This is a genomic window from Streptomyces bungoensis, from assembly GCF_001514215.1.
Lineage (GTDB): Bacteria > Actinomycetota > Actinomycetes > Streptomycetales > Streptomycetaceae > Streptomyces > Streptomyces bungoensis.
In genome coordinates, this window is sequence record NZ_KQ948852.1 from 683,974 (window position 1) to 710,746 (window position 26,773).

The 26,773-nt window shown below is 71.4% G+C and carries 24 protein-coding genes and 1 riboswitch; of the genes, 11 read left to right on the forward strand and 13 right to left on the reverse strand.

The genetic code is table 11. From position 1 onward, the window contains the following. Positions 1–113: 113 nt before the first annotated feature. On the reverse strand, positions 114–1,631 hold the full coding sequence (locus AQJ66_RS07345) for a glutamate-cysteine ligase family protein (protein ID WP_061918211.1): 1,518 nt from the start codon (positions 1,629–1,631) through the stop codon (positions 114–116). 568 nt (positions 1,632–2,199) lie between these two features. Here AQJ66_RS07345 and AQJ66_RS07350 point away from each other — a divergent pair. Further along, positions 2,200–2,784 carry a hypothetical protein gene (locus tag AQJ66_RS07350; RefSeq protein WP_061918213.1) on the forward strand — a complete coding sequence of 195 codons (585 nt, stop codon included), beginning with the start codon at positions 2,200–2,202 and terminating at the stop codon, positions 2,782–2,784. A gap of 341 nt (positions 2,785–3,125) precedes the next feature. After that, positions 3,126–3,332, forward strand: coding sequence for a DUF5999 family protein (locus tag AQJ66_RS07355; protein WP_061918215.1), 207 nt, complete (start codon positions 3,126–3,128; stop codon positions 3,330–3,332). 117 nt (positions 3,333–3,449) lie between these two features. Here the strand turns inward: AQJ66_RS07355 and AQJ66_RS07360 are convergent, their stop codons facing one another. Continuing rightward, positions 3,450–4,493 carry an endo-1,4-beta-xylanase gene (locus AQJ66_RS07360; protein ID WP_061918217.1) on the reverse strand — a complete coding sequence of 348 codons (1,044 nt, stop codon included), beginning with the start codon at positions 4,491–4,493 and terminating at the stop codon, positions 3,450–3,452. Between the two features lie 292 nt (positions 4,494–4,785). Between AQJ66_RS07360 and AQJ66_RS07365 the strand changes: the two genes are divergently transcribed. The 8 genes from AQJ66_RS07365 to AQJ66_RS07400 all read left to right on the forward strand — a co-directional run bounded on the left by AQJ66_RS07365 (position 4,786) and on the right by AQJ66_RS07400 (position 12,622). Next, entirely contained in the window at positions 4,786–5,319 is a 534-nt protein-coding gene (locus AQJ66_RS07365) for a universal stress protein (protein WP_061918219.1), read from the forward strand. 133 nt (positions 5,320–5,452) lie between these two features. Then, positions 5,453–6,010 (forward strand): hypothetical protein, encoded by a 558-nt coding sequence (locus AQJ66_RS07370; RefSeq protein WP_061918222.1) that lies wholly within the window; start codon positions 5,453–5,455, stop codon positions 6,008–6,010. Positions 6,011–6,346: 336 nt separating this feature from the next. Beyond that, positions 6,347–8,299, forward strand: a complete 1,953-nt coding sequence (locus AQJ66_RS07375) for an APC family permease (protein WP_061918224.1) — start codon at positions 6,347–6,349, stop codon at positions 8,297–8,299. Positions 8,300–8,322: 23 nt separating this feature from the next. Beyond that, a complete protein-coding gene (locus AQJ66_RS07380; RefSeq protein ID WP_061918226.1) occupies positions 8,323–8,721 on the forward strand; it encodes a TOBE domain-containing protein in 399 nt (132 codons plus the stop codon). Positions 8,722–8,912: 191 nt separating this feature from the next. After that, the gene (gene modA, locus AQJ66_RS07385) at positions 8,913–9,731 is read left to right on the forward strand and encodes a molybdate ABC transporter substrate-binding protein (RefSeq protein ID WP_061918228.1); all 819 of its coding nucleotides are present in this window, start codon (positions 8,913–8,915) and stop codon (positions 9,729–9,731) included. Then, complete coding sequence (locus AQJ66_RS07390) at positions 9,728–10,576, forward strand: ABC transporter permease (protein ID WP_061918230.1); 849 nt, start codon at positions 9,728–9,730, stop codon at positions 10,574–10,576. The genes modA and AQJ66_RS07390 overlap by 4 nt, the downstream gene beginning before the upstream one ends. 392 nt (positions 10,577–10,968) lie before the next feature. Then, a complete protein-coding gene (locus AQJ66_RS07395) occupies positions 10,969–12,174 on the forward strand; it encodes an ABC transporter ATP-binding protein (RefSeq protein ID WP_079060107.1) in 1,206 nt (401 codons plus the stop codon). 28 nt (positions 12,175–12,202) lie between these two features. Further along, complete coding sequence (locus AQJ66_RS07400) at positions 12,203–12,622, forward strand: TOBE domain-containing protein (protein WP_061918232.1); 420 nt, start codon at positions 12,203–12,205, stop codon at positions 12,620–12,622. Positions 12,623–12,675: 53 nt separating this feature from the next. Here AQJ66_RS07400 and gcvP read toward each other — a convergent pair whose 3' ends face one another. After that, positions 12,676–15,561 carry an aminomethyl-transferring glycine dehydrogenase gene (gcvP, locus tag AQJ66_RS07405; protein WP_061918234.1) on the reverse strand — a complete coding sequence of 962 codons (2,886 nt, stop codon included), beginning with the start codon at positions 15,559–15,561 and terminating at the stop codon, positions 12,676–12,678. A 174-nt stretch (positions 15,562–15,735) separates the two neighbouring features. Continuing rightward, a riboswitch (glycine riboswitch) is annotated at positions 15,736–15,830 on the reverse strand. Between the two features lie 119 nt (positions 15,831–15,949). Here gcvP and AQJ66_RS07410 point away from each other — a divergent pair. Next, positions 15,950–16,321: a PRC-barrel domain-containing protein gene (locus tag AQJ66_RS07410; protein ID WP_061918236.1), complete on the forward strand. Its 372-nt coding sequence runs from the start codon at positions 15,950–15,952 to the stop codon at positions 16,319–16,321. Here AQJ66_RS07410 and AQJ66_RS07415 read toward each other — a convergent pair. From AQJ66_RS07415 to clsA, 10 genes are all read right to left on the reverse strand, one after another. Beyond that, entirely contained in the window at positions 16,243–17,769 is a 1,527-nt protein-coding gene (locus AQJ66_RS07415; protein WP_061918238.1) for a DNA polymerase IV, read from the reverse strand. The genes AQJ66_RS07410 and AQJ66_RS07415 overlap by 79 nt on opposite strands. A gap of 82 nt (positions 17,770–17,851) precedes the next feature. Next, the gene (locus AQJ66_RS07420; RefSeq protein ID WP_079060109.1) at positions 17,852–18,496 is read right to left on the reverse strand and encodes a MerR family transcriptional regulator; all 645 of its coding nucleotides are present in this window, start codon (positions 18,494–18,496) and stop codon (positions 17,852–17,854) included. Positions 18,497–18,761: 265 nt separating this feature from the next. Then, a complete protein-coding gene (locus AQJ66_RS07425) occupies positions 18,762–19,235 on the reverse strand; it encodes a bifunctional nuclease family protein (protein WP_004934251.1) in 474 nt (157 codons plus the stop codon). A gap of 84 nt (positions 19,236–19,319) precedes the next feature. Continuing rightward, the gene (ftsR, locus tag AQJ66_RS07430; RefSeq protein WP_061918241.1) at positions 19,320–20,057 is read right to left on the reverse strand and encodes a transcriptional regulator FtsR; all 738 of its coding nucleotides are present in this window, start codon (positions 20,055–20,057) and stop codon (positions 19,320–19,322) included. A 37-nt stretch (positions 20,058–20,094) separates the two neighbouring features. Then, entirely contained in the window at positions 20,095–20,925 is an 831-nt protein-coding gene (locus AQJ66_RS37030; RefSeq protein WP_208611298.1) for an FHA domain-containing protein, read from the reverse strand. 190 nt (positions 20,926–21,115) lie between these two features. Then, positions 21,116–22,072, reverse strand: a complete 957-nt coding sequence (locus AQJ66_RS07440) for a DUF881 domain-containing protein (RefSeq protein WP_061918381.1) — start codon at positions 22,070–22,072, stop codon at positions 21,116–21,118. A gap of 5 nt (positions 22,073–22,077) precedes the next feature. Further along, positions 22,078–22,410, reverse strand: coding sequence for a small basic family protein (locus AQJ66_RS07445; RefSeq protein WP_003988855.1), 333 nt, complete (start codon positions 22,408–22,410; stop codon positions 22,078–22,080). Beyond that, complete coding sequence (locus AQJ66_RS07450; protein ID WP_107118873.1) at positions 22,407–23,324, reverse strand: DUF881 domain-containing protein; 918 nt, start codon at positions 23,322–23,324, stop codon at positions 22,407–22,409. Before AQJ66_RS07450 ends, AQJ66_RS07445 begins: the two co-directional genes overlap by 4 nt. Positions 23,325–23,446: 122 nt before the next feature. Beyond that, a complete protein-coding gene (locus AQJ66_RS07455) occupies positions 23,447–25,942 on the reverse strand; it encodes a mannose-1-phosphate guanyltransferase (protein ID WP_061918247.1) in 2,496 nt (831 codons plus the stop codon). 113 nt (positions 25,943–26,055) lie between these two features. Then, positions 26,056–26,664, reverse strand: a complete 609-nt coding sequence (clsA, locus tag AQJ66_RS07460) for a cardiolipin synthase ClsA (protein WP_061918249.1) — start codon at positions 26,662–26,664, stop codon at positions 26,056–26,058. Positions 26,665–26,773: the final 109 nt, after the last annotated feature.

Sequence of the window (26,773 nt, forward strand, 5' to 3'; positions counted from 1 at the left end):
GATGGGCGGACGTCACCCGACCGGGCCCGGCGCAGTCAGGACCCTTGGTCGTCCGCGCCCGCACGTCCAGCCGGGCCGGCCTGCCGCTACGGGCAGACCGGCCCACCGTCCGGTCACCCCAGCGGAACCGCCTCCGGCAGCCCCACCGGCCAGGTGTGGACCGGTTCGCCGACGTGCATCAGCTCGGCGTAGCGGCGCGTGGTGGCGGCGAGGGCGGCGTCGCGGCCGAGGCCCTGCTCCAGGGCGCGGTGGAAGGTGGCCGCCTGCCAGGAGGCGCCGTTGACGCGGCGGCGGCAGCGCTCCTCGATGATGCCGAGGTAGAGGTCGCGGTCGGCGGGTTCGACGCCCCACGCGTCCAGGCCGGCCGAGGCCAGCGGAAGCAGTTCGTCGCGGACCAGGGTGACCGCGTCGACCTCGCCCGTGCCGCCGTACCGCCCCCGGCGCGGCCAGACGAAGCGCGCGTCGATGCCGTACCGGCAGGCCGCGTCGAAGTTGGCCGCGGCCGCCTCGAAGGGCAGCCGGCTCCACAGCGGGCGCGACTCCTCGGCGAGGGCGCGCACCAGGCCGTAGTAGAAGGCCGCGTTGGCGATCACGTCGGTGATGGTCGGGCCGGCCGGCAGCACCCGGTTCTCCACCCGCAGGTGCGGAACGCCGTCCGCGATGTCGTAGACGGGCCGGTTCCACCGGTACACCGTCCCGTTGTGCAGGACGAGCTCGCTGAGCCGCGGGACGCCGCCGGCGTCCAGGACCTCCAGCGGGTCCTCGTCGTCGCAGATCGGCAGCAGCGCCGGGAAGAACCGCAGGTTCTCCTCGAAGAGGTCGAAGGCGGAGGTGATCCACCGCTCCCCGAACCAGGTGCGCGGCCGCACCCCCTGGGCCTGCAGCTCCGGCGGACGGGTGTCCGTGGCCTGCTGGAACAGCGGCGGCCGGGACTCGCGCCACAGCTCGTGCCCGAACAGGAACGGCGAGTTGGCCCCGACGGCGATCTGCGCGGCCGAGGCCACCTGCGCGGCGTTCCACACGTCCGCGAAGCGGCCGGGGGTGACCTGCAGGTGCAGCTGCACGGAGGTGCACGCCGCCTCGGGCACGATCGACTTCGAGGTGCACCGGAGGTGCTCCACCCCGTCGATGTCGAGCAGGAAGTCCTCGCCGCGGGCGGAGACGATCTGGTCGTTGAGCAGGGTGTAGCGGTCCACCGCCGAGAGGTTGGAGGAGACCAGGTCGTCACGGCCGAGCGTCGGCAGGATGCCGATCATGACGATCCCGGCGTCGACCTCGCCCGCCTTGCGGTCCGCGTACGCCAGCGAGGTGCGCAGCTCCTCGGCGAGGCGGTCGAATACCCGGCCGCCCAACCGGTGTGGTGCGATGTTGACTTCCAGGTTGAACATGGCGAGTTCTGTTTGGAAATCGCGGCTCGCGATGCGCTCCAGCACCTCGCCGTTCAGCATTTTGGGCAGGCCGTCGGAACCCGCGAGATTCAGTTCGATCTCCACACCCATGAGGTTCTTGGGGCGGTCGAACCGCTTCTCGTCGAGCAGCCGCTCGAGTCCCGCCAGGCACTTCTGGAGCTTTTCGCGGTAGCGCTGGCGATCGGACAGGTCGAACTGCCCTGCCACGACCTTCTCCCCCATCGAAGTGTCCCTCCTCGGATGGGCGGGCCGCAGATCCGGCCGCCGGGGTCCCGGGTCAGGTGGGATGATGCCCACCGGAAGCGATCGATAACGTCCCACGCGGGCTCGGCACCCGCTACTCTGTGGGAATGTTCCCCGCGGCACATTCACGGGGCATGAAGCAACGTGCAACTCCGTGTGCCCCGATAGCCTCGTGAAAAACGCCGACGACTTTCGGCCGACCGCGGAGACGGCGTATTACGAGGTCAGCGGCGCCCCCCGGGACGTGAAATCGGGATGATACACACAATTCTCCGGCCGATTGGCGCCTTGTCCCGCGAGCCGGAATACGTTAGCCGAAACATGGTCTGAACACGTGTCGTATAAACTCGCCGACAAGGCCTGAGGTTGGCGCCCGCGGTCTCGGTTCCTGTCGTGTTCCTGCCGTCAAGGTGACGGACGGCAGGCCTCAGCCGCACCCTCGTGCACCACTCCGGGCCCCCACCTCTCAGGCCACCCGTGAGCAGACAGCGCCGTCCGCCCCATCCTCCTCGCGCCGTCGCGCCTGTCGAACGAGAGGCGACCCACCATGCCGCTGCACGTGCCCCCTGCCCCCGCGCCCGCCCTGCGCTCCGTCCTGACGGCCCTCGGTTCCCCCACCGCGGTCCGTGAGGCGCGAACTCCGTCCCTGCGCGCCGCCCAGGGACCCGCGACGCCCGAACTCCCGCTTCCCGTCCATGTGCTGGACCGCATCACCCCGCAGGGCCTGTCCGCGACCCGACTGGCCGGCTGGCGCTTCCTGATCCGCTGCGGCGAGCGTGCGGTGGCCGCGGCGGACAGCATGCTGACCCCGGACGGCTGGGCCTTCTCGCACTTCTTCGAGGGCCCCTACATCCCGTCCACCGAGCGCGCGCTGCAGCAGGCCGAGGCGCTGCAACAGCCGTACCAGCCGCGCCTGCTGTCCGTGCCCGGTCTGTACATGCTCACGCTGTGGCTGCACGGCGACACCACCGCCGACGCCGCCGAGGGCCATCCGGCCGCGAGCGACCTGCTCGTGCCCCTCGCCCCGGCGCCTCCCGGCATCTCGGCCCACCGGCCCTATCAGGTAGCCGAGTTGCTCCCGGTCCTGACCCATCGCGCGACTCCCGTCAAGCTCCTCGGCTCCCCGGCCTGAACGGCACCCGCGTACCCCGCTCCCCGTGAGGGAAGCGGGGTACGGCCGTGTTTTCCGGCCGCCCGCGCACGCTCACCCTTCGCTCGTACGAGCAATTCCACGCTCCGAAGAGCCGGATAGGGATCTCTGCCCGGCGGACTAGCCCTTTATGGCCATCCAGAACCACCCGAAGTGACAGTGCGGTTGGAATGAACCGTCCGGGCGGGTGACGCGTCATGAACCTGTGAGAAGCGGTGCTGCGAAATCCCTGCGGAACGACGCCCTGAGGGCAACACTGGGTTCCGACCGACTTATCACCACGGGGGACGGACATGACCACAACCAAGCGAGAGATCCCTTCCATGTGCCAGCACCAGCCACCGTGTCCGCCAGCCGAATCCGCCGACCGGGAGTCCGCCCGCCTCGTGGCGCACCACCCGGAGCAGGGGTGGAGCCTGCTGTGCAACGGCGTCCTGCTCTTCGAGGACACCGGTGAGCTTCTGCCCGACGGCCGCGTCATCGCCCCGCACCGCCCGCTCGGTGCGGATCAGGTGATGACCGCCGCCTGAACCACACGCCGGGCGGTTCCGCCGCACCGCCCGGTGACCTGAGGGGCCGGCCGCACACGCACGGTGCGCTCCGGCCCCGACCTGTGTCCCGGGGTGGCTACGGTCCGTAGCCGGACGCTACCGCAGCGCCTCGCGCAGGGCCGCGTAGGCCGGCTTGGGGTTCAGCTGCTCGTCCCAGGGCAGGGCCGCGCCCTCGCCCGGGAAGACCGCCGGGATCCAGGAGTACTTGTCGGTGAAGTCCCAGACGGTCACGCCCACGCAGCGGCGGACCGCCAGGCAGGCCTCGGTGAGGTCGCGGTACCACGTGGCCTGCTCCGCCAGCTTCTCGCCGGTCGCGGGCAGTTGCATCCGGACGTCGACCTCGGTGAGGGCGGTGTCGAGACCGAGGCGGGAGAACCGGGCCAGGTTCTCCTGGACGGTGGCGGGATAGCCGTACTGCAGGGCCAGGTGCGCCTGGAGACCTATGCCGTTCAGGGGCACGCCCTGCGCCCTGAGGTCCTGCGCCAGCCGGTAGTAGGCGTCGCTCTTCGGGCCGACGGCCTCGATGTTGTAGTCGTTGAGGTACAGCCTCGCGTGCGGGTCGGCCTGGTGCGCCCAGCGCAGCGCGTCCGCGATGTAGCCGGGGCCGAGCGTCCGGTACCAGATGGTGTCGCGGTAGGTGCCGTCCTCGTTGAAGGCCTCGTTGACGACGTCCCAGGAGTAGACCTTGCCCCGGTAGTGCCGCACCTCGGTGAGGATGTGCTTCTTCAGCACGGCCCGCAGCTCGCTCGCGGTCCACTGCCGGGAGGTGAGCCAGTCCGGCAACTGGCTGTGCCAGACCAGGGTGTGGGCGCGGACCCGCTGGTGATTCGCCCGGGACAGCCGCACGATCTGGTCGCCGTCGGTCCAGTCGAAGACGCCCTGCCGCGGCTCGGTGGCGTACCACTTCATGCCGTTGCCGGGCGTGATCATGTCGAACTCGCTGCCGAGGATCTTGGTGTAGGCACTGTCGGTGAGTTCGGGGTTGTCGGTGGCGCTGCCGAAGTAGCGGCCGTGCCGGTGGGCGAGTTCGGCCAGGGTGGGCTGGCGTTCGTGGGCCTGGGCGGCGGGTCCGGTGGCCAGGCCTGCCGCCACGAGGACGGCCGCGAGGGCGCCGGCGAGTCTGAGGCGCGTCATGGGCATGGTGCGGCTCCTGTCTCTGGGAAGGGGTGCGCTTGCCTCGAAAGTTTCGATGCGATTTCCGCACGTTCCGAGCGGCGACTCTAGGAACGCGGCCGGAGGGGCGTCAAGGTGTCGCGCACAAGCCGCCCTCATGAGCGCCTCACGGGTCACGAAAGTTTCGGCGGGGCGGCACGACCGCCCCGCCGACTGGTCGGATCGCCCGCGCGGGAGTGGGATGGGAGGTGAACCTGCTCGCGGGCCCGGCCGGAGGAGGACGCGAGGACGCTCGCGGGCCGTGAGGAACGGTGGAGTCATGTCCGGTTACGACGCCTCGGCGACCGCCCGTGTGGTGGTCGGTGTGAGCGGCTCCCTGGGCAGCGTCACGGCCCTGCGCCGGGCCACCGCGCTCGCCCGGCGGCTGGGAGCCGAACTTTGGCCGGTGCTGGCCTGGGAGCCGCCCGGCGGTGATTCCGCGGCGCGCCGCTCCCCCGCCGCCGGCCTGCTGGTCGAGGAGTGGCACCGGCTGGCCAAGCAGCGGCTGGCCGCCGTGCTCGACGAGGTCTTCGGCGACGTGACGGCCCCGGGAGTCCCGATGCACCCCGTCGTGGTGCGCGGCACCCCCGGCCGGGCACTGGTCGCGACCGCCGACCGCGAGGGCGACCTCCTGGTCGTCGGCGCCGGCCGGCGCGGCCTGCAGCGCGCGTTCTCGGGGCGGGTGTCCCGGCACTGCCTCGCCCACGCGGTCTGCCCGGTCCTCGCCGTGCCGCCGTCACCGCTGGAGTCCGACCTGCTGGCCGTGCACCGGCGCAACACCTGGCATTTGCCGATGGACACCCGGGGGCTGTGACCGAGCGCCCGGCCGGCGGTGCGAGCGCCCGGCGCTGCGGGCGCGTCAAGAAAAGGACGTGCGACGTCAGGGCCGCGTCAAGGTGCGGCGCGACCGCGTTGCGCCCGGCCCGCGGCTCTCTACCGTCGGTCCTATGGAGCACCACGACGGCACACGCATGGGGGTGACAGCCGCACGCCCGCCCGGTCGGGGCAGCGTCGCCCACGACCGCCGGTGGAGCGCGGACCTGCACCACTCGGCCCGCTGTGCCTGCGTCCTGCTCGGCATGCTCCTGCTCGTCGACGGGTCGGCCGGGACCCTCACCTGGTGGCGCGGCGTCATGTGGGCCGCGCTGGCCCTGCTGCTGTTCCTGGTCCTGCTGCCCGCCCGGGTCTCGGCCGGTGACGGCTGGCTGGCCTCCCGCCGTCTGCTGCGCACCCGCCGGATCCGCACCGACCTGCTGGTGGCCGCCCGTCCGCTGGACGGGGTCGCACGACGCCTGGTGCTGCGCGACGCCCTCGGCGCCCGCGTCGAGATCGACCCCGAGGTGCTGCTGCGCAACCCCTGCCTCTGGTACCACCTGGCCGAGGGCGTCCGCGCCTCGGAGGCGTCCGGCACCCTCCTGTGCGGCACCGCGGCCCTGCACCGTCTGGCGGAGCGCATCGACCGGGAAACGGCTCTCGCGGTCTTCCGGGTCTCGGACCTGGAGTAGCGGTTCGACGGCCCTGGTGGACCGGCCCGCGCGAGGCGCTCCGCTGCGGCTGCGGATCCCCGGGCGCCGGGGCAGCATGGAGGTGTCGTACGAGATGACGCTCGGTGTCCGCTCCCCGAGTGCGGCCACCCCCCTCCCCGTGCGGCGCACTGCGACCCGTCAGCCCCCGGGCCTCGAGCTTCGCGCTGTGCCGGCCCGGCCACCGGGCCGTTTTAACGCAAGATTGACGCCCGCGGGCCCCCGATCCGTGGGCCCAGGCGTCACTCTCTGCATACGCTGAATCCGCCGTCCGTGTGATGGCCGGAACCAGCTGAGCCGCACACCAGGAGCACGCCGATGGTCACGACCGAACACCCTCCCAGTCGCCTGCGGGCGTGGATGCTGGAGGGGCTGTCCGACATGGGCAAGAGCGGCGGCCACACCGGGCCCCACGCCGAGCCGGAGCCCCCGCACCAGGGCCAGCGCTGGTGGCGGGTGATGTGCCTGACCGGCGTCGACTACTTCTCCACCCTCGGCTACCAGCCGGGGATCGCGGCCCTCGCCGCGGGGCTGCTCTCGCCGATCGCGACCATCGTGCTCGTCGTCGTCACCCTGGCCGGCGCCCTGCCGGTCTATCGGCGCGTGGCCGAGGAGAGCCCGCACGGCGAGGGGTCCATCGCGATGCTGGAGCGGCTGCTCTCCTTCTGGCAGGGCAAGCTGTTCGTCCTCACCCTGCTCGGCTTCGCGGCCACCGACTTCCTGATCACCATCACCCTGTCCGCGGCCGACGCCTCCACCCACCTGGTGGAGAACCCGCACCTGACCAGCGTACTGCAGGGCCACCAGATGCTGATCACCCTGTTCCTGGTGGCGCTGCTCGGCGCGGTCTTCCTCAAGGGCTTCCTGGAGGCGGTCGGCGTGGCCGTCGCCCTGGTCGGCGTCTACCTCGCGCTCAACCTCGTCGTCGTGCTGGTGGGCCTGTGGCACGTCCTCACCGCCGAGCACCTGGTCACCGACTGGGCCAGTGCTCTCACGGCGCAGCACGGCAGCGTCTTCGCCATGGTCGGCGTGGCCCTGATCGTCTTCCCGAAGCTCGCCCTCGGCCTGTCCGGCTTCGAGACCGGCGTCGCCGTCATGCCGCACGTCCAGGGCGACCCGGGCGACACCGAGGAGAAGCCGACCGGCCGGATCCGGGACGCCAAGAAGCTGCTGACCACGGCCGCGCTCATCATGAGCGGCTTCCTGATCGCCACCAGCTTCATCACCACGCTGCTGATCCCGGAGAACGAGTTCAAGACCGGCGGCAAGGCCAACGGCCGCGCGCTCGCCTACCTCGCGCACCACTACCTCGGCGGCGCCTTCGGCACGGTCTACGACGTCTCGACCATCGCCATCCTCTGGTTCGCGGGAGCCTCCGCGATGGCCGGCCTGCTCAACCTCATGCCGCGCTACCTGCCCCGCTACGGCATGGCCCCGCACTGGGCGCGGGCCGTGCGCCCGATGGTCATCGTCTTCATCCTGATCGCCTTCCTGGTCACCTGGATCTTCGACGCCAACGTGGACAAGCAGGGCGGCGCCTACGCCACCGGCGTCCTGGTGCTGATCAGCTCGGCGGCGATCGCGGTGACCATCGCCTCCCGCAAGGCCGGGCAGCGCCGCTGGACCGTCGCGTTCGCGGTCATCTCCACGGTGTTCCTCTACACGACCGTCGTGAACGTCATCGAGCGGCCCGACGGCGTGAAGATCGGCGCCTGCTTCATCGCGGGGATCATCCTCGTGTCACTGCTGTCGCGGCTGGCCCGCGCCTTCGAGCTGCGCGTGACCAGCGTGACGATGGACCCGATGGCGGAACGATTCGTCCGGGACATGGCCAGCCGCAAGATGCGCTTCATCGCCAACGACCCCGGCCACCGCGACCACGCCGAGTACCGCGACAAGATCGAGCAGATCCGCGCCGACAACGACATGCCCGAGCAGGAGGACTTCGTCTTCGTCGAGGTGACGGTCACCGACCCCTCCGAGTTCGAGGGGCGGCTGACGGTGCGCGGCGAGGTCCTGCACCACCGCTACCGCATCCTGACCGTGGAGTCCTCCTCCATCCCCAACGCCCTGGCCGCGCTCCTCCTCCACGCCCGGGACATGACGGGCTGCACCCCGCACATCTACTTCGAGTGGACCGAGGGCAACCCGTTCGCCAACTTCCTGCGCTTCTTCCTCTTCGGGCAGGGCGAGGTGGCGCCGGTGACGCGCGAGGTGCTGCGCGAGGCGGAGCCGGACCGGGACCGGCGACCGCGCGTGCACACGGGCTGATCGCTGCTCGTATCGTGACCGGCATGCAGTCCTACACCATCGGCCAGGCCGCGCGGCTGCTCGGCGTGAGCCCGGACACCGCCCGCCGCTGGGCCGACGCAGGCCGGGTGGCCACCCATCGCGACGAGGCCGGGCGGCGGCTCATCGACGGCAGGGACCTCGCCGCGTTCTCGGTCGAACTGGCCAAGGCGGGCGGCGGCGAGGAGGACGCCCCGTCCCGCACCTCGGTCCGCAACGCCTTCCCGGGCATCGTCACCGCCGTCAAGCTCGGCGACGTGGCCGCGCAGGTGGAGATCCAGGCGGGCCCGCACCGGCTGGTGTCGCTGCTGACCCGGGAGGCCGTGGAGGAACTGGGCCTGGAGGTCGGGATGGAGGCCACCGCGCGCGTGAAGTCCACGAACGTGCACATCGACCGCCTCTGACCGGTCCCCGCACGCTGCCGCACGAAACCTGACCGTACGAACGCACATGCAAGCCTCGGATCACAAGTGAACAGCTCATGCGATGCCACAGCAGACTTACGGCTGGCAGATGCGGCAGTATCATCGCCGCACGGCCGGTGTTCGGCCGTGGCAGGGCGCGGCCGCAGTTCCATGATCCGAGGAGTAGACCCGTGACGAACCGTTCCGTGCGCCGGACCCGGCGGACACTGCGGCTGGCCGGGGCGGGGACCGCCGCCCTGCTGGCCCTCACCGCCTGCTCCTCCTCCGGCGGCTCGTCGACCGCCGCGTCGGACAAGTCCTCCTCCACGAAGCTCTCCGGCACGCTCACCGTGTTCGCGGCCGCCTCGCTGAAGGAGAGCTTCACGGCCCTCGGCCGGCAGTTCGAGAAGCAGCACCCGGGCACCCGGGTCAGCTTCAACTTCGCCGGGAGCGACGCGCTGGCCGCCAGCATCACCAGCGGCGCACCGGCGGACGTGTTCGCCGCCGCCAGCCCGAAGACCATGGCGGTCGTGACGAACGGCAAGGACGCGGCCGGCTCCCCGGTCACCTTCGTCCGCAACCGGCTGGAGATCGCCACCATGCCCGGCAACCCGGGCCACGTGTCCTCCCTGAAGGACCTCACCAGGCCGGGTCTGAAGGTCGTCCTGTGCGACAGGAGCGTGCCGTGCGGCGCCGCCGCGCAGAAGGCCCTGGCGGCGGGCGGCCTGAAGCTGACCCCGGTCTCCTACGAGCAGGACGTCAAGGCCGCCCTGAACAAGGTGGAGCTCAGGGAGGCCGACGCGGCGGTGGTCTACACGACCGACGTGAAAGCCGCCGGTGGCAAGGTGGAGGGCGTGGAGTTCCCCGAGTCGGCCGACGCGATCAACGACTACCCGATCGCCCCGCTGAAGAACGGGCAGAACGCCGCGGCGGCGAAGGCGTTCATCGGGCTGGTGCGGTCCGCCCAGGGCCAGAAGGTCCTCGGCGAGGCGGGCTTCCTCGAGCCGTGACCTCGCTCGGCAAGCCCGGCGCCGCGGCCGGCCCCCGGACGGGCGGACCGCGGCGCCGCCGTGCCTCCGCGCGGGCGCCCCTGCCCCTGCTGCTGCCCGGCGTGCTCGCCCTGGCCTTCCTGCTGCTTCCCCTGGTCGCGCTGCTCGTCCGCGCCCCCTGGCGCGGCCTGCCGACACAGCTGACCAGCCCCGAGGTGTGGCAGGCGCTCCAGCTGTCGCTGATCAGCGCCACCGCGGCCACCGCCGTCAGTCTCGTCCTCGGGGTGCCGCTGGCCTGGCTGCTGGCCCGTACCGACTTCCCCGGCCGGCGTCTCGTGCGCGCCCTGGTCACGCTGCCGCTGGTGCTGCCGCCGGTCGTCGGCGGTGTGGCCCTGCTGCTCGCGCTCGGCCGCAACGGGGTCGTCGGGCAGTGGCTCGACTCCTGGTTCGGCATCACCCTGCCCTTCACCACGGCCGGGGTGGTGGTCGCGGAGGCGTTCGTCGCGATGCCGTTCCTGGTCATCAGCGTCGAGGGCACCCTGCGGGCCGCCGACCCGCGCTACGAGGAGGCGGCCACCACGCTCGGCGCCTCCCGCTTCACCGCGTTCCGCCGGGTCACGCTGCCGCTCATCGCCCCCGGGATCGCCGCCGGAGCCGTTCTGGCCTGGGCCCGCGCGCTCGGCGAGTTCGGCGCGACGATCACCTTCGCCGGCAACTTCCCCGGCCGCACCCAGACCATGCCCCTCGCGGTCTACCTCGCGCTCCAGAACGATCCGGAGGCCGCCATCTCCCTGAGCCTGGTCCTGCTGACGGTCTCGATCGCGGTCCTCGCGGGCCTGCGCGACCGCTGGATGACACCCTCATGAGCCACTCCACGCCACCGGACGACACCGGGCCCGTGCAGACGCCTCACGCCGGAGGGGACCAGCCTCCGCGGACATCGGGCACCGGGGACACGGCGCCGCCGCCGCACCCCCCGCATACCGGCGACTCCCATCCCCTGCCTGCTCCGGGCGCCGAGGGCATGGCCCTGACACAGGCCTCCGGTGCCCGTGCCGGCGAGCCCTCGGACGCGCGTCCCACCGGCTCCGTATCCGACGGCAGCGTCCCCGCGAACGCGGAGCCCGACCGCGACAGCGTGTCCGCTCGCACCCGGGCCGCCGCCGACCCGCCCCGCTGCGAGCCCGCCCACGTCCCGCCGGCCCCTGCCCCTGCCCCTGCCCCTGCCCCTGCGGCTACCACGCCCCGGCCCGCGCCCATGAAGCCGGATCCGGACGCCGCCTCGCCCCGCGCCGGGGCCGCGCCCGCCCCATCACCCCCAGGCACCACGCCGACCGGCACCGAACCCCCGCTCGCGCAGCCCTCCCCGCCCTCACCCCACACCGCGACCACCGGAGCGCGGCCGGCGACCACCCCCGACCCCACCGAAGGCCTGCACGCCCGGATCGTCGTCGATCGGCCCGGGTTCCGCCTCGACGTCGCGCTCACCGCCGCCCCCGGCGAGGTCGTCGCCCTGCTCGGGCCCAACGGTGCGGGGAAGACCACGGCCCTGCGCGCGCTCGCGGGTCTCGTGCCGTTCACCGAGGGGCATCTGCGGCTGGACGGCACCGCTCTGGAGCGGACGCCGCCGGAGGCCCGGCCCGTCGGGGTCGTCTTCCAGGACTACCTGCTCTTCCCGCACCTGTCCGCCCTGGACAACGTGGCGTTCGGCCCCCGCTGCCAGGGCGCGACCAAGGCCGAGGCCCGTGCGCGGGCTGCCGCCTGGCTGGAGCGGATGGGCCTCGCCGACCACGCCGGTGCCAAGCCCCGCCGTCTGTCCGGCGGACAGGCCCAGCGCGTCGCGCTCGCCCGCGCCCTGGCCGTCCGCCCCCGGCTGCTGCTCCTGGACGAACCGCTCGCCGCCCTGGACGCCCGTACCCGCCTGGAGGTCCGCGCCGGGCTCCGCCGCCACCTGGCCGACTTCGAGGCGGTCGCGGTCCTCGTCACCCACGACCCGCTGGACGCCATGGTGCTGGCTGACCGCCTGGTGGTCGTCGAGCACGGCCGGGCGGTGCAGGAGGGCACCCCGTCCGGCATCGCCCGCCGTCCGCGCACGGACTACATCGCCCGGCTCGTCGGCCTCAACCTCTACCGCGGGCAGGCGGACGGCCACGCGGTGCGGCTCGCCGCCGGGCCGTCCGTCGTCACCACGGAGGTCCTGTCCGGACCGGTGTTCGTCGCGTTCCCGCCGAGCGCCGTCACCCTGTTCCGGGACCGGCCCGCCGGCGCCAGCGCCCGCAACCTGTGGCGCTGCGAGGTCGCCGGACTCGAGACCCACGGCGACCAGATCCGCGCCGACCTCACCGGCGAACTCCCGCTCGCCGCCGACCTCACCACGGTCGCCGCCGCAGAGCTCGACCTGCGCCCGGGTGCACCGGTCTGGGCGACGGTCAAGGCGACCCAGACCCACGCATACCCGGCCTGAACGGTCACCCGCTCTACGGTGGGTGCCCATGACACTGAGCATCCGCAACCAGCTCCCCGGCACGGTCACCGAGGTCCACCCCGGTGAGGTGATGGCCGCGGTGAAGGTCCGCCTGGACGGCGGGCAGCACCTCACGGCGGTCATCACCCTGGAGGCCGCCGAACAGCTCGGCCTCGCGCCGGGCTCCGCCGTCCGCGCCCTGACGAAGTCGACGGAGGTCGCCCTCGCCACCGGCCGGGTCGAGGGCCTGTCGATCCGCAACCAGCTCCCCGGCACGCTCACCCACCTCACGGTCGGCGCGGTGATGGCCTGCGCGAAGATCACCGTGGAGGGCGGCGAACTGACCGCCGCGATCACCAAGGACGCGGCCGCCGACCTCGGCCTCTTCGTGGGCTCCGACGTCGTGGTCCTGATCAAGTCGACCGAGGTGTCCCTGGCGACGGCATGACACGACCGAGGCCCCCGGCCCGGTGGAGCGGGCGGGGGCCTCGGAGGGCTCACTCAGTCCTCGTACGCGTCCAGCGGCGGGCAGGAGCACACCAGGTTGCGGTCACCGAAGGCCTGGTCGATCCGGCGCACCGGCGGCCAGTACTTGTCGGTGGCCGGCACACCGCCGGGGAACACCGCCTCCTCGCGGCTGTAGGAGTGCTCCCAGGCGCCGCCCAGCGCCCGCGCGGTGTGCGGGGCGTTGCGCAGCGGGTTGTCGTCCGCGGGCCACTCGCCCGCGCCGACCTTCTCGATCTCCGCGCGGATGGCGATCATCGCGTCGCAGAACCGGTCCAGCTCGGCGAGGTCCTCGGACTCGGTCGGCTCGATCATCAGCGTGCCGGCCACCGGGAACGACATGGTCGGGGCGTGGAAGCCGTAGTCGATGAGCCGCTTGGCCACGTCGTCCACGCTGACGCCGGTCGCCTTGGTGAGCGGGCGCAGGTCGATGATGCACTCGTGCGCGACCAGGCCCCCGGGGCCGGTGTAGAGCACCGGGTAGTGCGGCTCGAGGCGCTTGGCGACGTAGTTCGCGGACAGCACCGCGACCTGCGTGGCCCGCTTGAGGCCCTCGCCGCCCATGAGGCGGACGTACGCCCACGAGATCGGCAGGATGCCCGCGCTGCCCCAGGGGGCGGCGGAGATGGGGCCCACGCCCGTCTCCGGGCCGGCCGCCGGCTGCATCGGGTGGTTCGGCAGGTACGGCGCCAGGTGCTCGCGCACGGCGACCGGGCCGACGCCGGGGCCGCCGCCGCCGTGCGGGATGCAGAACGTCTTGTGCAGGTTCAGGTGGGAGACGTCGCCGCCGAAGTGGCCCGGCTTGGCGAGGCCGACCAGGGCGTTGAGGTTGGCGCCGTCGACGTACACCTGACCGCCCGCGTCGTGGACCTGCGCGCAGATGTCCGCGACGTGCTCCTCGAACACACCGTGCGTCGAGGGGTAGGTGATCATCAGCACCGCCAGCTCGTCGCGGTGCCGCTCGATCTTCGCCCGCAGGTCCTCGACGTCGATCTCGCCGTCCTCGGCGGTCTTCACGACGACGACCTTCATCCCGGCCATCACGGCGCTGGCGGCGTTGGTGCCGTGCGCGGAGGAGGGGATCAGGCAGACGGTGCGCTGCTCGTCGCCGTTGGCGCGGTGGTAGCCGCGCACGGCCAGCAGGCCGGCCAGCTCGCCCTGCGAACCGGCGTTCGGCTGGAGGGAGACCTTGTCGTAGCCGGTGACCTCGGCGAGACGTTCCTCCAGCTCGCGGATGAGCGTGAGGTAGCCCTCGGCCTGCTCGGCGGGCGCGAACGGGTGCAGCTGGCCGAACTCGGGCCAGGTGACCGGCTCCATCTCGGTGGTCGCGTTGAGCTTCATCGTGCAGGAGCCCAGCGGGATCATGCCGCGGTCGAGCGCGTAGTCCCGGTCGGCCAGCCGGCGCAGGTAGCGCAGCATCGCGGTCTCGGAGCGGTGCTCGTGGAAGACCGGGTGGGTGAGGTAGTCGTCGGTGCGCAGCAGCGCCTCGGGGAGGCTGTCCTCGGCGGTCGCGTCCAGCGCCTCGATGTCGCCCTCGACGCCGAACGCGGCGAAGACGGCGGCGAGCTGCGCCCGGTTGGTGGTCTCGTCGCAGGCCAGCGAGACGTGGTCGGCGTCGACGAGGCGCAGGTTGACGCCGCCCTCGCGGGCGGCGCCGACGACCTCGGCGGCCCTGCCGGGCACGCGCGCGGTCACGGTGTCGAAGTAGGCGCCGTGGACGATCTCGACACCGCCGGCCCGCAGACCCGCGGCGAGCAGCGTGGCGTAGCGGTGGGTGCGCCGGGCGATGGTCCGCAGCCCCTCGGGCCCGTGGTAGACGGCGTACATGCCGGCCATCACGGCGAGCAGCACCTGCGCCGTGCAGATGTTGCTGGTGGCCTTCTCGCGGCGGATGTGCTGCTCACGGGTCTGCAGCGCGAGCCGGTAGGCCTTGTGCCCGTCGGCGTCGACGGACACGCCGACGAGCCGGCCGGGCAGGCTGCGGGCGAACTTCTCGTGCACGGCCATGTAGCCGGCGTGCGGCCCGCCGAAGCCCATCGGCACGCCGAAGCGCTGGGTCGTGCCGACGGCGATGTCCGCGCCCAGCTCACCCGGCGAGGTGAGCAGGGTGAGCGCGAGCAGGTCGGCGGCCACGGTGACGAGTGCGCCGAGTTCGTGGGCCTGGTCGATGACCGGCTTGATGTCGCGCACGGCACCGGAGGCGCCCGGGTACTGGATCAGCACGCCGTTGATCTCGCGCGCGGCGACCTCGGCCGGGATGCCCTCGCCGAGGTCGGCGACGACGACCTCGACACCGGTCGGCTCGGCGCGGGTCCGGATGACGGCGATGGTCTGCGGCAGGGCGTCCGCGTCGACCAGGAAGAGGCCCTTCTTGTTCCGGCCCATGCGCCGGGAGAGCGCCACGGCCTCGGCGGCGGCGGTGCCCTCGTCGAGCAGGGAGGCGCCGGAGGTGGGCAGACCGGTCAGCTCGGCGACCATGGTCTGGAAGTTGAGCAGGGCCTCGAGCCGCCCCTGGGAGATCTCCGGCTGGTACGGCGTGTAGGCCGTGTACCACGCCGGGTTCTCCATGACGTTGCGCAGGATCACGGGCGGCGTGAACGTCCCGTGGTAGCCGAGACCGATCATGGAGCCGAGGACCTGGTTGCGGTCGGCGAGCGAGCGCAGCTCCGCGAGCACCTCCGCCTCGGTGCGGGCGCCCGGCAGGTCGAGGGCGTCGGCGTTCTTGATCACGTCCGGGACGGCGGCGGCGGTCAGCTCGTCGAGGGAGCCGTAGCCGACGTGCGCGAGCATCTTCGCCCGCGCCTCCTGGTCCGGTCCGATGTGGCGCTGCTCGAAGGGGATGCCCGCTTCGAGCTCGGAGAGCGGAATGCGATGGGCGGTCATTGCGGAGGCCTCCTGGTCTGACGCGACCTTCGAGGGGCACCCCGGTACGGATACCCCGACGGCCTCCCCCTCTGTCATCTCGACCTGAGAGCTTCACCGGACGCCCGGGGGCGCCGGCTTTCACCGTCGGTGAGGGCGGAGGCCTTAGACATCCGCCCTGCTTTCCAGAGTGACCTCGTCCGTGCGGTACGTGAGCCTGAGAGATTCCGGGGAGGATTTGCTCCTTCGGCGCCTCCGAGGTGGTCGGAGGACTCTCCCGCACGGGGTCAGCAGCCGTTGTCAGCCTACCAGCGGGGTCAACGCCCGGGCCTTCGAGTGGCCGCCTCCTTGATTGTGCTCTTTCGTAGTGCTTACGGATGAGTTGCGACCACGTGGAGGGAGAGGGACCGTGCAGACCGACATCGATCCGCGCAACCTGATCGGCCGCAAGGCGTTCGACGCCAAGGGCACCAAGATCGGCACCATCGACGAGGTGTACCTCGACGACGCGACCGGCGTGCCCGAGTGGGCCGCCATACGCACCGGCCTGTTCTCCCGGGACGCCTTCGTCCCCCTCGAACCCAGCGAACTGATCGACGGCGCCCTGCAGGTCCCCTTCGACCGCGCGCTCATCAAGGACGCCCCCGACTTCGGCGTCGGCCGCCACCTCTCCCCCGAGCAGGAACTGCAGCTCTACCACCACTACGGCCTCGACATCGCGCCGTCCTCCACCCTCCCGGACCACGACTTCGGCAAACTGGCGGGCACGGAGGAGGCCTGACACGTGCCGGGCCCCTCCTGGTCCGCGGTCGCGGAGAGCCCCGCCTCCGGGAGCTCGGGCGGAGCCCTGTGACGGGGTCCGCCGGACTGCCCGGGGCAGGGCGGCGGGTGGTCAGGACCCTGCACCAGCGGCAGCGGCTCCGCCGGTTCCAGCTCGGCGTCGTCCACCCGGAACGTCCGCACCCGCCCCGGTCCGGACTGCGGCGTCTCGAAGCGCACCGTCACCCGGCCCAGCCCGCTCCCCTGCACCCACCCGGGCCCGTAGGCGGCGTGCCGCACGTCCTGTCCCGGCCGCCAGTGCCGTTCCTCCGGTCGCGGCTCCTCCTCCACCACCACGGGATCGGCCTCCTCCACCGGCGGCTCGCTCGCCCGCTCCCCCGCGGCCTGGGCGAAAAGGTCCTCCTGGGTGTAGTCGGCGAGCCCGGAGACGCCCACGCCGAGCAGCCTCACCCCGCCGGTGGTGTCCACGGACTCCAGCAGCCGGGCGGCCGCCTCCCGCACCACGGCGGGGTCGTCCGTGGGCCCCCTCAGCGTCTCGGACCGGGTGAGCGTCGAGAAGTCGTACCGCCGCACCTTCAGCACGATGGTCCGCCCGGACAGTCCCGCCTCGCGCAGCCGCCGCACACACCGGTCGGCCAGCCGCTGCACCTCGAGACCGACCCGGAGCCGGTCGTGGATGTCCACGTCGTAGGTGTCCTCGACCGACACCGACTTGGTCTCCCGCTCGGCGACCACGGGCCGGTCGTCGCGAGCCAGCGCCATCGCGTACAGCGCCTGCCCGTGTGCCCTGCCGAGCAGCCGTACGAGCTCGTCCTCCCCCGCCTCGGCCAGCTCCTCGACAGTGGTGATCCCGGCCCGCCGCAGATGGTCCCCGGTGGCCGGCCCGACCCCGGGCAGCGTCCGTACCGGCATGGGCCCCAGCAGCGCCCGCTCCGTCCCGGGCTCGATCAGCACGAGTCCGTCGGGCTTGGCCTGCTCGGAGGCGATCTTCGCGAGCATCTTGGAGGCGGCCAGCCCCACGGACCCCGTGAGGCCGGTGACCGCCCGGATGTCCGCGCGCAGCCTCGTCCCGGTCTGCCGCGCCGACTCCGCGTCCCAGGCCGCTCCCCGGGCCTCCAGGTCCACGAACGCCTCGTCCAGACTCAGCGGCTCCACCAGCGGCGATAGCTCCCTCAGGAGCGCCATCACCTGCTCGCTGACCGACCGGTACACGCTGAAGCGCGGCACGAGGTACGCGGCGTTCGGCGCCAGCCGGCGCGCCTGGGCCATCGGCATAGCCGAGTGGACCCCGAAGACCCGCGCCTCGTACGACGCGGTGGCCACCACCCCGCGCGGCCCGAGCCCGCCCACGACGACGGCCTTCCCCCGCAGGCTCGGCTTGGCTGCCTGCTCCACCGAGGCGTAGAAGGCATCCATGTCGAGATGCAGGATCGTGGGCGCGTTTCTCACATCTCCGATGCTGCACCACGCCACTGACAATTCCCACGGTCACGGCGCCGGCGCCGCGGGGCGACCGGGGACGCGGCCCCGGTCAGACCGCCCGGTTGCGCCGGCGCGCCAGCTCGTCCGCGGGATTGTGGCCGACGAGGGTCTCCCCGGTGTCGACGCGCTCGCCGTGCAGCTGCGAGAGAGCGTTTTCCACGTCCCGCCACACCACGCCGACCGCGATCCCGAAGATGCCCTGGCCTCCCTGGAGCAGGGCGTGCACCTCGTCCGGCGAGGTGCACTCGTAGACCGTGGCGCCGTCGCTCATCAGGGTCATGCGCTCCAGGTCGCGGAAACCGCGTTCCCTGAGGTGGTGGACGGTCGTCCGGATGTTCTGCAGCGAGACCCCGGTGTCCAGGAACCGCTTCACGATCTTCAGGACGACCACGTCCCGGAAGCTGTACAGCCGCTGGGTGCCCGACCCGTACGCGGGCCGCACGCTGGGCTCGACGAGCCCGGTCCTGGCCCAGTAGTCGAGCTGCCGGTAGGTGATGCCCGCCGCCGCACAGGCCGTCGGCCCCCGGTAGCCGATCTGCTCCAACGTCATGGACGCCGCCCCTCCGCCGTTCGGCACCGCCGTGGGTCGCTGCGGGGCGTGGTCGACCGCGCTGCTGTGAAGCTGGTACGGACCGCTCTCCGCGAAACCGCGTCCGGGGGCGCCCCCAACCGTACCGTCGCCGCTGGTTCTCACGCCGACCTCCGTCCTTGACCTGCCTTCTCGACGGTAGGCAGTCACCAGGGGTGCGTCAACGATCGCCACACTCGGCACGCCGAGTGATAATCACCCTAAGAGTGGTTTCCCGTGCCCCACCGCGGGGAAAGGCTAGCCGAATGCTCTGGCGAAAAGGCGTAGGACGCTCTCACTGGCCGGTGGCAAGTGCACCGGCGACGCAGGCCGCGCGGAGCCGCCGATCGGCCGGTCACGGCCCTGCGGCGTCCCGGTCGGCGCGTCGGCCTCACTGGTTGCTGGTGCCGAAGTCCTCTGGCGAGATCTGGTCGAGGAACTCGCGGAACTTCTCCACCTCGTCCTCCTGCTCGTCCGGAATCGCGATACCGGCGTCGTCGAGCACCGTGTCGCTGCCGTAGATCGGCGTCCCGGTGCGCAGGGCGAGCGCTATGGCGTCGGAGGGCCGCGCGCTCACCTCGACTCCGCTGGCGAAGACCAGCTCCGCGTAGAAGACGCCCTCACGCAGATCCGTGATGCGCACTTCGGTCAGCTCCTGGCCGACGGCCTCCAGCACGTCCTTGAACAGGTCGTGGGTCAGCGGCCTGGCCGGGGCCATGCCCTGCTGGGCGAAGGCGATCGCCGTCGCCTCCCCCGGCCCGATCCAGATCGGGAGGTAGCGGTCGCCCCCCACTTCGCGCAGGAGCACGATCGGTTGGTTGGAGGGCATCTCGACCCGGACACCTACGACATCGAGCTCGTTCACACAGCAACCCTAGGCCGTGCCCGGGATGTTTGGGTAGTCGGGCCGGGAACAGGTGGCCGATCCGGCCGCCCGGAGACCCGCCGCTCAGGGCAGCCGCACACCGAGCGCCGTCTGTACCAGCGCCGCGTGCAGTCTCACGGTGAGCGCCGCCAGCTCCTTCGTGCGGGCCTCCGCGTGGGCCCTGGTCTGCGGGTTGCGGTGGCGCTTCAGCGGGGCCACCACCTGGTCCACCAGACCCGCCTCGCGGTCGGCCGCCGCCTTCATCACCCGCAGGTGACGCGGCTCGATCCCGAACCTGCCCAGCTCGGCGACGAGCGAGGCCACGGTGACGGCCTCGGCGTCGTACGCCCCGTCCTCCAGGGGGGCGATGAGCCCGTAGGACTGCCACTCCACGAGGTCGTCCTCGCCGATCCCGGCGGCCGCGAGCAGCTCCGCACGCCCCACCCGGGCGGCCGTGGGCCGTTCGGGGGGTTCCGGCGTGTCGTCCCCGGTCCGCTGGCGCCCCACCACCGGCAGCGGGACGGCCTCGCCCCGCTCCATGGCGTCCAGGTGCTCGCGGATCACCTTGAGCGGCAGGTAGTGGTCCCGCTGCATCCTCAGGACATGGCCGAGGCGCTCGACGTCACGGGCACTGAACTTGCGGTACCCCGAGGGGGTCCGCCGCGGCTCGACCAGTCCCTCCGACTCCAGGAAGCGGATCTTGGAGATGGTGACTTCGGGAAACTCGTCGCGCAGCGCGTTCAGCACCGTGCCGATGCTCATCAGCCCACTGTCCGTGGCGGCGGCACCGCTTCGGGCACCGCCGCTCGGTGTTTGAAGCATGGACCTTCCCTGGGGTCCCCCGGACGGGTCCGGAGGGTCAGATGCCCTGCCGGCTCGCGTAGAAGACCAGCCGGTACTTGCCGATCTGCACCTCGTCGCCGTTCGACAGGGCGACCTGGTCGATCCGCTCGCGGTTGACGTACGTGCCGTTCAGACTGCCCACGTCGGCCACCGTGAACGAACCGTCCGGGGAGCGCCGGAACTCCACGTGGCGGCGGGAGACCGTCACGTCGTCCAGGAAGATGTCGCTCTGCGGGTGACGGCCCGCCGTGGTCAGGTCGCTGTCCAGCAGGAAGCGGCTGCCCGAGTTCGGCCCCCGGCGCACCACCAGCAGCGCCGAGCCCATCGGCAGCGCGTCCACCGCGGCCTGCGCCTCGGGCGAGAGCATCGGCACCGGCGTCTGCCCGGTCATCTCGGCGTCGTAGGCCTCGAGGCCGGAGATGGAGATCGTGGACGTCGTCTCCGACGCTCGCTCCGGCGCGACGCCGGGGCGCAGCGGCGCACCGCAGTTGGAGCAGAAGCGGGCGTTCTCCGCGTTGCGGTTACCGCACCTCGTACACACCAGGGCCGACATCGACGGATCCTCCTGCCGCGGCTGCCCCGCGGGGGCGTTGGACGCATACGGGCCGGAGGCGAACTCTCCACCCGTACCTGAGGTTGACGGTTGCCCGAAACCTATGCCGCCGGAGTGGGAGGGGTCAACAGACGCCGCGCCCTGACCTCCCGAAATGTCACCGCCCGGACCAGCGACCTGGTCACGGAACAGCGGGCGCTGGCCCTCTGCGTCGGGCTGGGCGCGATGACGAGCGGTAGCGTTGTCGCCGCCCTCTCGCGCGCTCTTGCCGAACAACTTCGCAAACAACTTCACGGGCGATTCCCCTTGACCGAAACAGACCCGCCCGTGGGGCAGGACGAACCCTGATTGCCTTGACCGGCCGACCCGGACACCCTCACAACGTCCGTATCCACCAGACAGTTTCCACCACGCGCCACCCCTTCGGTGCGCCGACCCCCCGCAACCTCATGCCCCTGCCGGACGCCCCCCATGCACCACCGGTTCACGGGGAGGACGACCGAGCGTAGTCAGGCTGCTTCACCTGCCGCAAGGCGTCCACGACGATCTTGGTGGACCGTTCGACGGTCGCCGTGGCCTGCTCCTTCTCCAATGTCTGCACCACGCCCCCCGGGATGTTCAGCGCCGGCTCGAGGTCCTGCGGCTTGCCGATGACCTTGAAACGATAAGGGGCGTTGATCTTGTTCCCGTCGACGCTCACGCTGTTGCCCGTGTCGCTGAGATAGGTGCTCGCGACGACCCGTACCCCGTTGATCTGGATCGCCTCCGCCCCGGCCGCGCGCAACTCCTGGATGGCGTCGAGCAGCATGTCCGCCTTGACCGTCCCCTTCGTGTCCGCGATCGTCATGGTGATGCCGGGACCCTGCGCCGCCACGGTGCCCGCCAGGATGCCGAGTTGCCTCTCCTTCTCGGCGGTCTGCCGGCGGGCCTCCGCGGCCTGGTCGGAGCTGCTCTGCAGTTCCTGGCGCTGCTTTTCGAGTCCCTGCTTCTCGTCCTCAAGACGCTGAGTACGGTCGTCCAGTTCATCGAGGATGCGAACAAGATCTTCTTGCCGGGCGCCGCGCAGCGCGCTGTCGCTGTCGCTGTTGGACGCCACCTGCACGGCCAGCCCGAATCCGAGGCCGAACAGCAGCAGGGCGACGATGAGTTGGGCGCGGCTGAGCCGCGGCGGCCACAGTCCCTGGACCAGCCGCTGACGCCCGGTGAGCCGCGGCTCACCGCTCTGGCCGGCCGCACCTCCTGCCGTTCCCGCGGATGTCCGCGCGGGTGGGTGGCCGGCTGTCGGCCCCGCCGCCTGGCCGGACGTCTCCTCGGGCCTCCGCTCGGGCCTCTCCTCGGCCGGCCGGCCGGCCGCCGGCTCGGGCCGGGGGGCCGGGACGGGCACCTCGTCGGGCAGTTCCCTGCGCAGCCTGTTCTCCGGCTGCCGCTCCTCGTCGCTCATCGCCGTCACGCCCGGAAGACGTGCCGACGGATGGCCGCCGCGTTGGAGAAGATCCGGATGCCCAGGACGACCACGACACCGGTGGACAGCTGCGCCCCCACACCCAACTTGTCGCCCAGGAACACGATCAGCGCGGCCACCACCACGTTGGACAGGAACGACACCACGAACACCTTGTCGTCGAAGATGCCGTCGAGCATGGCCCGCAGACCGCCGAACACGGCGTCCAGCGCCGCGACGACGGCGATCGGCAGATACGGCTCGACGACCGCCGGAACCTCAGGCCGGACCAACAGGCCGGCCACGACTCCCACGACGAGGCCCAGTACGGCGATCACGATGTGCCCTTCTCAGTCTTCTCGGCGTTCGGCTTCGCTGTGCGAACGATCACACTCGGTGCGGCGGGCAACCGGACGTCGCCCTCCGTGGAGATGGTGGCGCGGATGCCGAAGTTCTGCTCCAGCGCGTGCAGATACAGGCCGTCGGCGCTGTTCTGGAACCTGGTGCCGAGCCTTTCCCCGTCACCCACGGCCAGCACCGTGTACGGCGGCACCAGCGGCTTGTTGTCGACCAGTATCGCGTCACCCGCGGCCCTGACCGCGGAGAGGGCCGTCAGCCGCTGCCCGTTGATGGACACGGCCTCGGCTCCGGAGGCCCACAGTCCGTTGACCACGCGCTGCATGTCCCGGTCGCGGACCCGCCCGGTGTCGGAGAAGTCGGCCGTCTCGCGCGGGTTGGTGCCGTCGCCGCCGGAGGTGGCCTCCTTGGCGTCGTTCACCACGAGTCTCACCCCGGGGCCGTGCACCGCGGTGGCCCCCGACAGGACGCCCACCAGGTCGGCGGCGTCGCTGCCACCGGTCTGCTGGAGCGCCGCCCGCTGCCGCGCGCCGACGTCGTCGCGCAGTTTGTCGACATCGCTCTCGAGCTTGTCCGCGGCGGACGTCTCGCCGTCGATACGGTCGATCAGTTCCTGACGCTCCTTGGCCACCACGGGCGCCGCCACCCGCGCCTGTGCCGCTCCGACCGTGACGACCAGCGCGGCGAGGACCAGCCCGGCCGCGAGGCCCAGCTTGGCCCTCAGGGTCTTGGGCAGCCCACCCTCGCCCCGGGACTCCTTCCGGGCGGCGGCCTCGGCGTACCCGTCGTCGAGGCTGTGGTCCATGACGTTGGTGATCAACGACATGGACGCGTCCGGGCGCTGCGGCCGCGGGGGGCTGCTCCGAACGGGGGGTTGCTGCGGCATGCCGCACATCGTCGCATGTCGCGGGCAGTACCTCCGAACGGCCCTACCGGCGTGCCGGACAGGCCCCCTTGGGGACACATGTCCGGCACGCGCGCGTGCGGGGCGTTTTGCCGTACGGAGCTACCGGTTCCTCATCGCCCGGCGCTGTCCACCACGGCCGACCACTCGTCCAGCAGGGCCTGCGCGGAGGCGTCGTCGGGGCCCTCGGCCCACAGGTGGGTGACGGCCTCGGCCGGGTCGGGCAGCACCATCACCCAGCGGCCGTCGGTCTCCACGACCCGCACACCGTCCGTGGTGTCGACGGAGCGGTCTCCGGCCTCCTCGACGACCCGCCGCATCACCAGGCCCTTGACGGCCCACGGCGTCGCCAGGTCCCGCTTGAGGACGTGCGCCCGCGGGATCCGCGCATCGATCTGGCTCAGCGTGAGCTGGGTGCGCGCCACCAGCCCGATCAGCCGCACGAAGGCCGCCGTGCCGTCGTACACGCTGCTGAACTCGGGGACGATGAACCCGCCCTTGCCGTCACCGCCGAAGATCGTGCCTTCTTCGCCTCCCACGCGCGTGAGGTCGTCGGGAGAGGTGGTGGTCCACTCGACCTGCGTGCCGTGGTAGGCGGCCACCTGCTCGGCGATCCGGGTGGTGGTCACCGGCAGGGCCACCCGGCCGCTGCGCCGCTCGGCCGCCACCAGGTCCAGCATGACGAGCAGCGCCCGGTCGTCCTCGATGATCCGCCCCTTCTCGTCCACGAGCGACAGCCGCTCGCCGACGGGGTCGAACCGGACACCGAACGCGGCCCCGGAGGACGCCACGATCTCACCGAGACGCACCAGTCCCTTGCGGCGCATCTCGGCGGTCTCCGTGGGCCGGGACTCGTCGAGACCGGGGTTGATGGTCAGGGAGTCCACCCCGAGCTTGCCGAGCAGGCTGGGCAGCACGAGCCCGGCGCTGCCGTTGGAGGCGTCCACGACGACCTTCAGCCCGGACTCCGCGATGCCCGTCGTGTCGACGTTCCGCAGCAGGGACCCGGTGTACGAGTCGAAGACGCTGGCCGGGAAGTACAGGTCGCCGATCTCACCGGGGAAGGCGCGGCGGTACTCCTGCCGTGCGAACACGCGGTCCAGCTTGCGCTGGCTGCCCTGGGAGAGGTCCGCTCCGTTCCCGTCGAAGAACATGATGTCGACGGAGTCCGGCACACCCGGCGAGGTCCGGATCATGATGCCGCCGGCGCTGCCCCGCGCGGTCTGCTGGCGGGCCACGGGCAGCGGCACGTTCTCCAGGTCCCGTACGTCGATGGCGCTGGCCTGCAGCGCGGAGATGACGGCGCGCTTGAGGGCTCGGGCGCCTCGGGAGTGGTCGCGGGCCGTGGTGACCGTGGAGCCCTTCTTCAGCGTGGTCGCGTACGCGCCGGCGAGCCGTACGGCCAGCTCGGGCGTGATCTCGACGTTCAGGATGCCGGAGACGCCGCGGGCGCCGAAGAGGTTGGCCTGTCCTCTGGACTCCCAGATCACCGAGGTGTTGACGAAGGCGCCCGCCTCGATGGTCTTGAACGGGTAGACCCGCACGTTGCCCTGGACGATCGATTCCTCACCGATCAGGCACTCGTCACCGATGACGGCGCCGTCCTCGATCCGGGCGGCCCGCATGATGTCGGTGTTCTTGCCGACGACGCAGCCCCGCAGGTTGCTGTGCTGCCCGACGTAGACGTTGTCGTGCACCACGGCCTTGTGCAGGAACGCCCCGCTCTTCACGACGACGTTCGAGCCGATGACGGTGTGCTCGCGGATCTCGGCGCCGGCTTCGACCTTGGCGTAGTCGCCGATGTAGAGCGGCCCGCGCAGGACGGCGTCCGGGTGCACCTCGGCACCCTCGGCGACCCAGACTCCCGGGGAGATCTCGAATCCGTCGATGTCGACGTTGACCTTGCCCTCGAGCACGTCGGCCTGGGCCTTGACGTAGCTCTCGTGCGTGCCGACGTCCTCCCAGTAGCCCTCGGCGACGTAGCCGTAGATCGGCTTGCCTTCCTTCATCAGCTGCGGGAAGACGTCGCCGGACCAGTCGACGGACACATCGGCCTCGACGTAGTCGAAGACCTCGGGCTCCATCACGTAGATGCCCGTGTTGACCGTGTCGGAGAAGACCTGGCCCCAGGTCGGCTTCTCGAGGAAACGCTCGACCTTGCCCTCCTCGTCGACGATCGTGATGCCGAACTCCAGCGGATTGGGCACGCGGGTCAGGCAGACGGTGACCAGCGCGCCCTTCTCCTTGTGGAAATTGATCAGGTCGGTGAGGTCGAAGTCGGTCAGGGCATCGCCGGAGATGACCAGGAAAGCATCGTCCTTCAGCGCCTCTTCGGCGTTCTTGACGCTCCCGGCGGTACCGAGTGGCTTCTCCTCGTTGGCATACGTGAGCTCCATTCCGAGCTCTTCGCCGTCACCGAAGTAGTTCTTGACGAGCGACGCAAGAAACTGCACGGTGACTACGGTCTCGTTGAGCCCGTGCCTTTTGAGCAGCCGCAGCACGTGCTCCATGATCGGGCGGTTCACCACCGGAAGGAGCGGCTTGGGCATGCTCGAGGTCATGGGGCGAAGGCGAGTGCCTTCGCCGCCGGCCATCACGACGGCCTTCATGTCGGAAGCGTCCTCCTAAAGAGACGACGGTCTAGCCGACTTCACCCGTCCCAATTGTCCCCCACTTCTGGGCCGCGGGCCATCGAAGGACTATGTCCGGACAATGGACGAGTTCAATCGGCCATGGTGTCCGCGCGGACGAGGCGGCGGACTTGTACCACGTAGAGCACTCCTGCCCACCAATAGAGGGTTGTACCCCATCCTGCGAACGCCCATCCGAAAATTGCAGCGAGTGACGCGATCCATCCGTTTCCGTCACTGAGCAGCAGCAGGGGGAAGGCGTACATGAGGTTGAACGTGGCGGCCTTGCCGAGGAAGTTCACCTGAGGCGGCGGGTAGCCGTGCCGGCGGAGGATGCCCACCATCACGAGCAGCATCAGTTCCCGCGCCAGGAGGAGCCCTGTGAGCCAGAGGGGCAGGATCTCGCGCCAGGTGAGGCCCAGCAGGGTGGTCAGGACGTAGAGGCGGTCCGCGGCCGGGTCCAGGAGCCGGCCGAGGCTGCTGATCTGGTTCCAGCGTCGTGCGAGCTTGCCGTCCAGGTAGTCACTGACCCCGCTGAACGCCAGCACCAGCAAGGCCCAGCCGTCGCTCTTGGGCCCTCCGAACTCCGGCCTGAGGATCAGCCAGAGGAAGACGGGTACGCCGACGAGCCGCGCCATGCTGAGGACGTTGGGGATGGTGAGGACCCGGTCCGTCTGGACACGGGTCTCCTGGACCTCCACCCGGGGGCCTCCTGAGGGAAACGAACCAACGATGCTCACTGACCTTACCTCAACGCAAAAAAGCTCCGGCTCCTGGGCGGTGTGCCCAAGAGCCGGAGCTGTAAAAGGA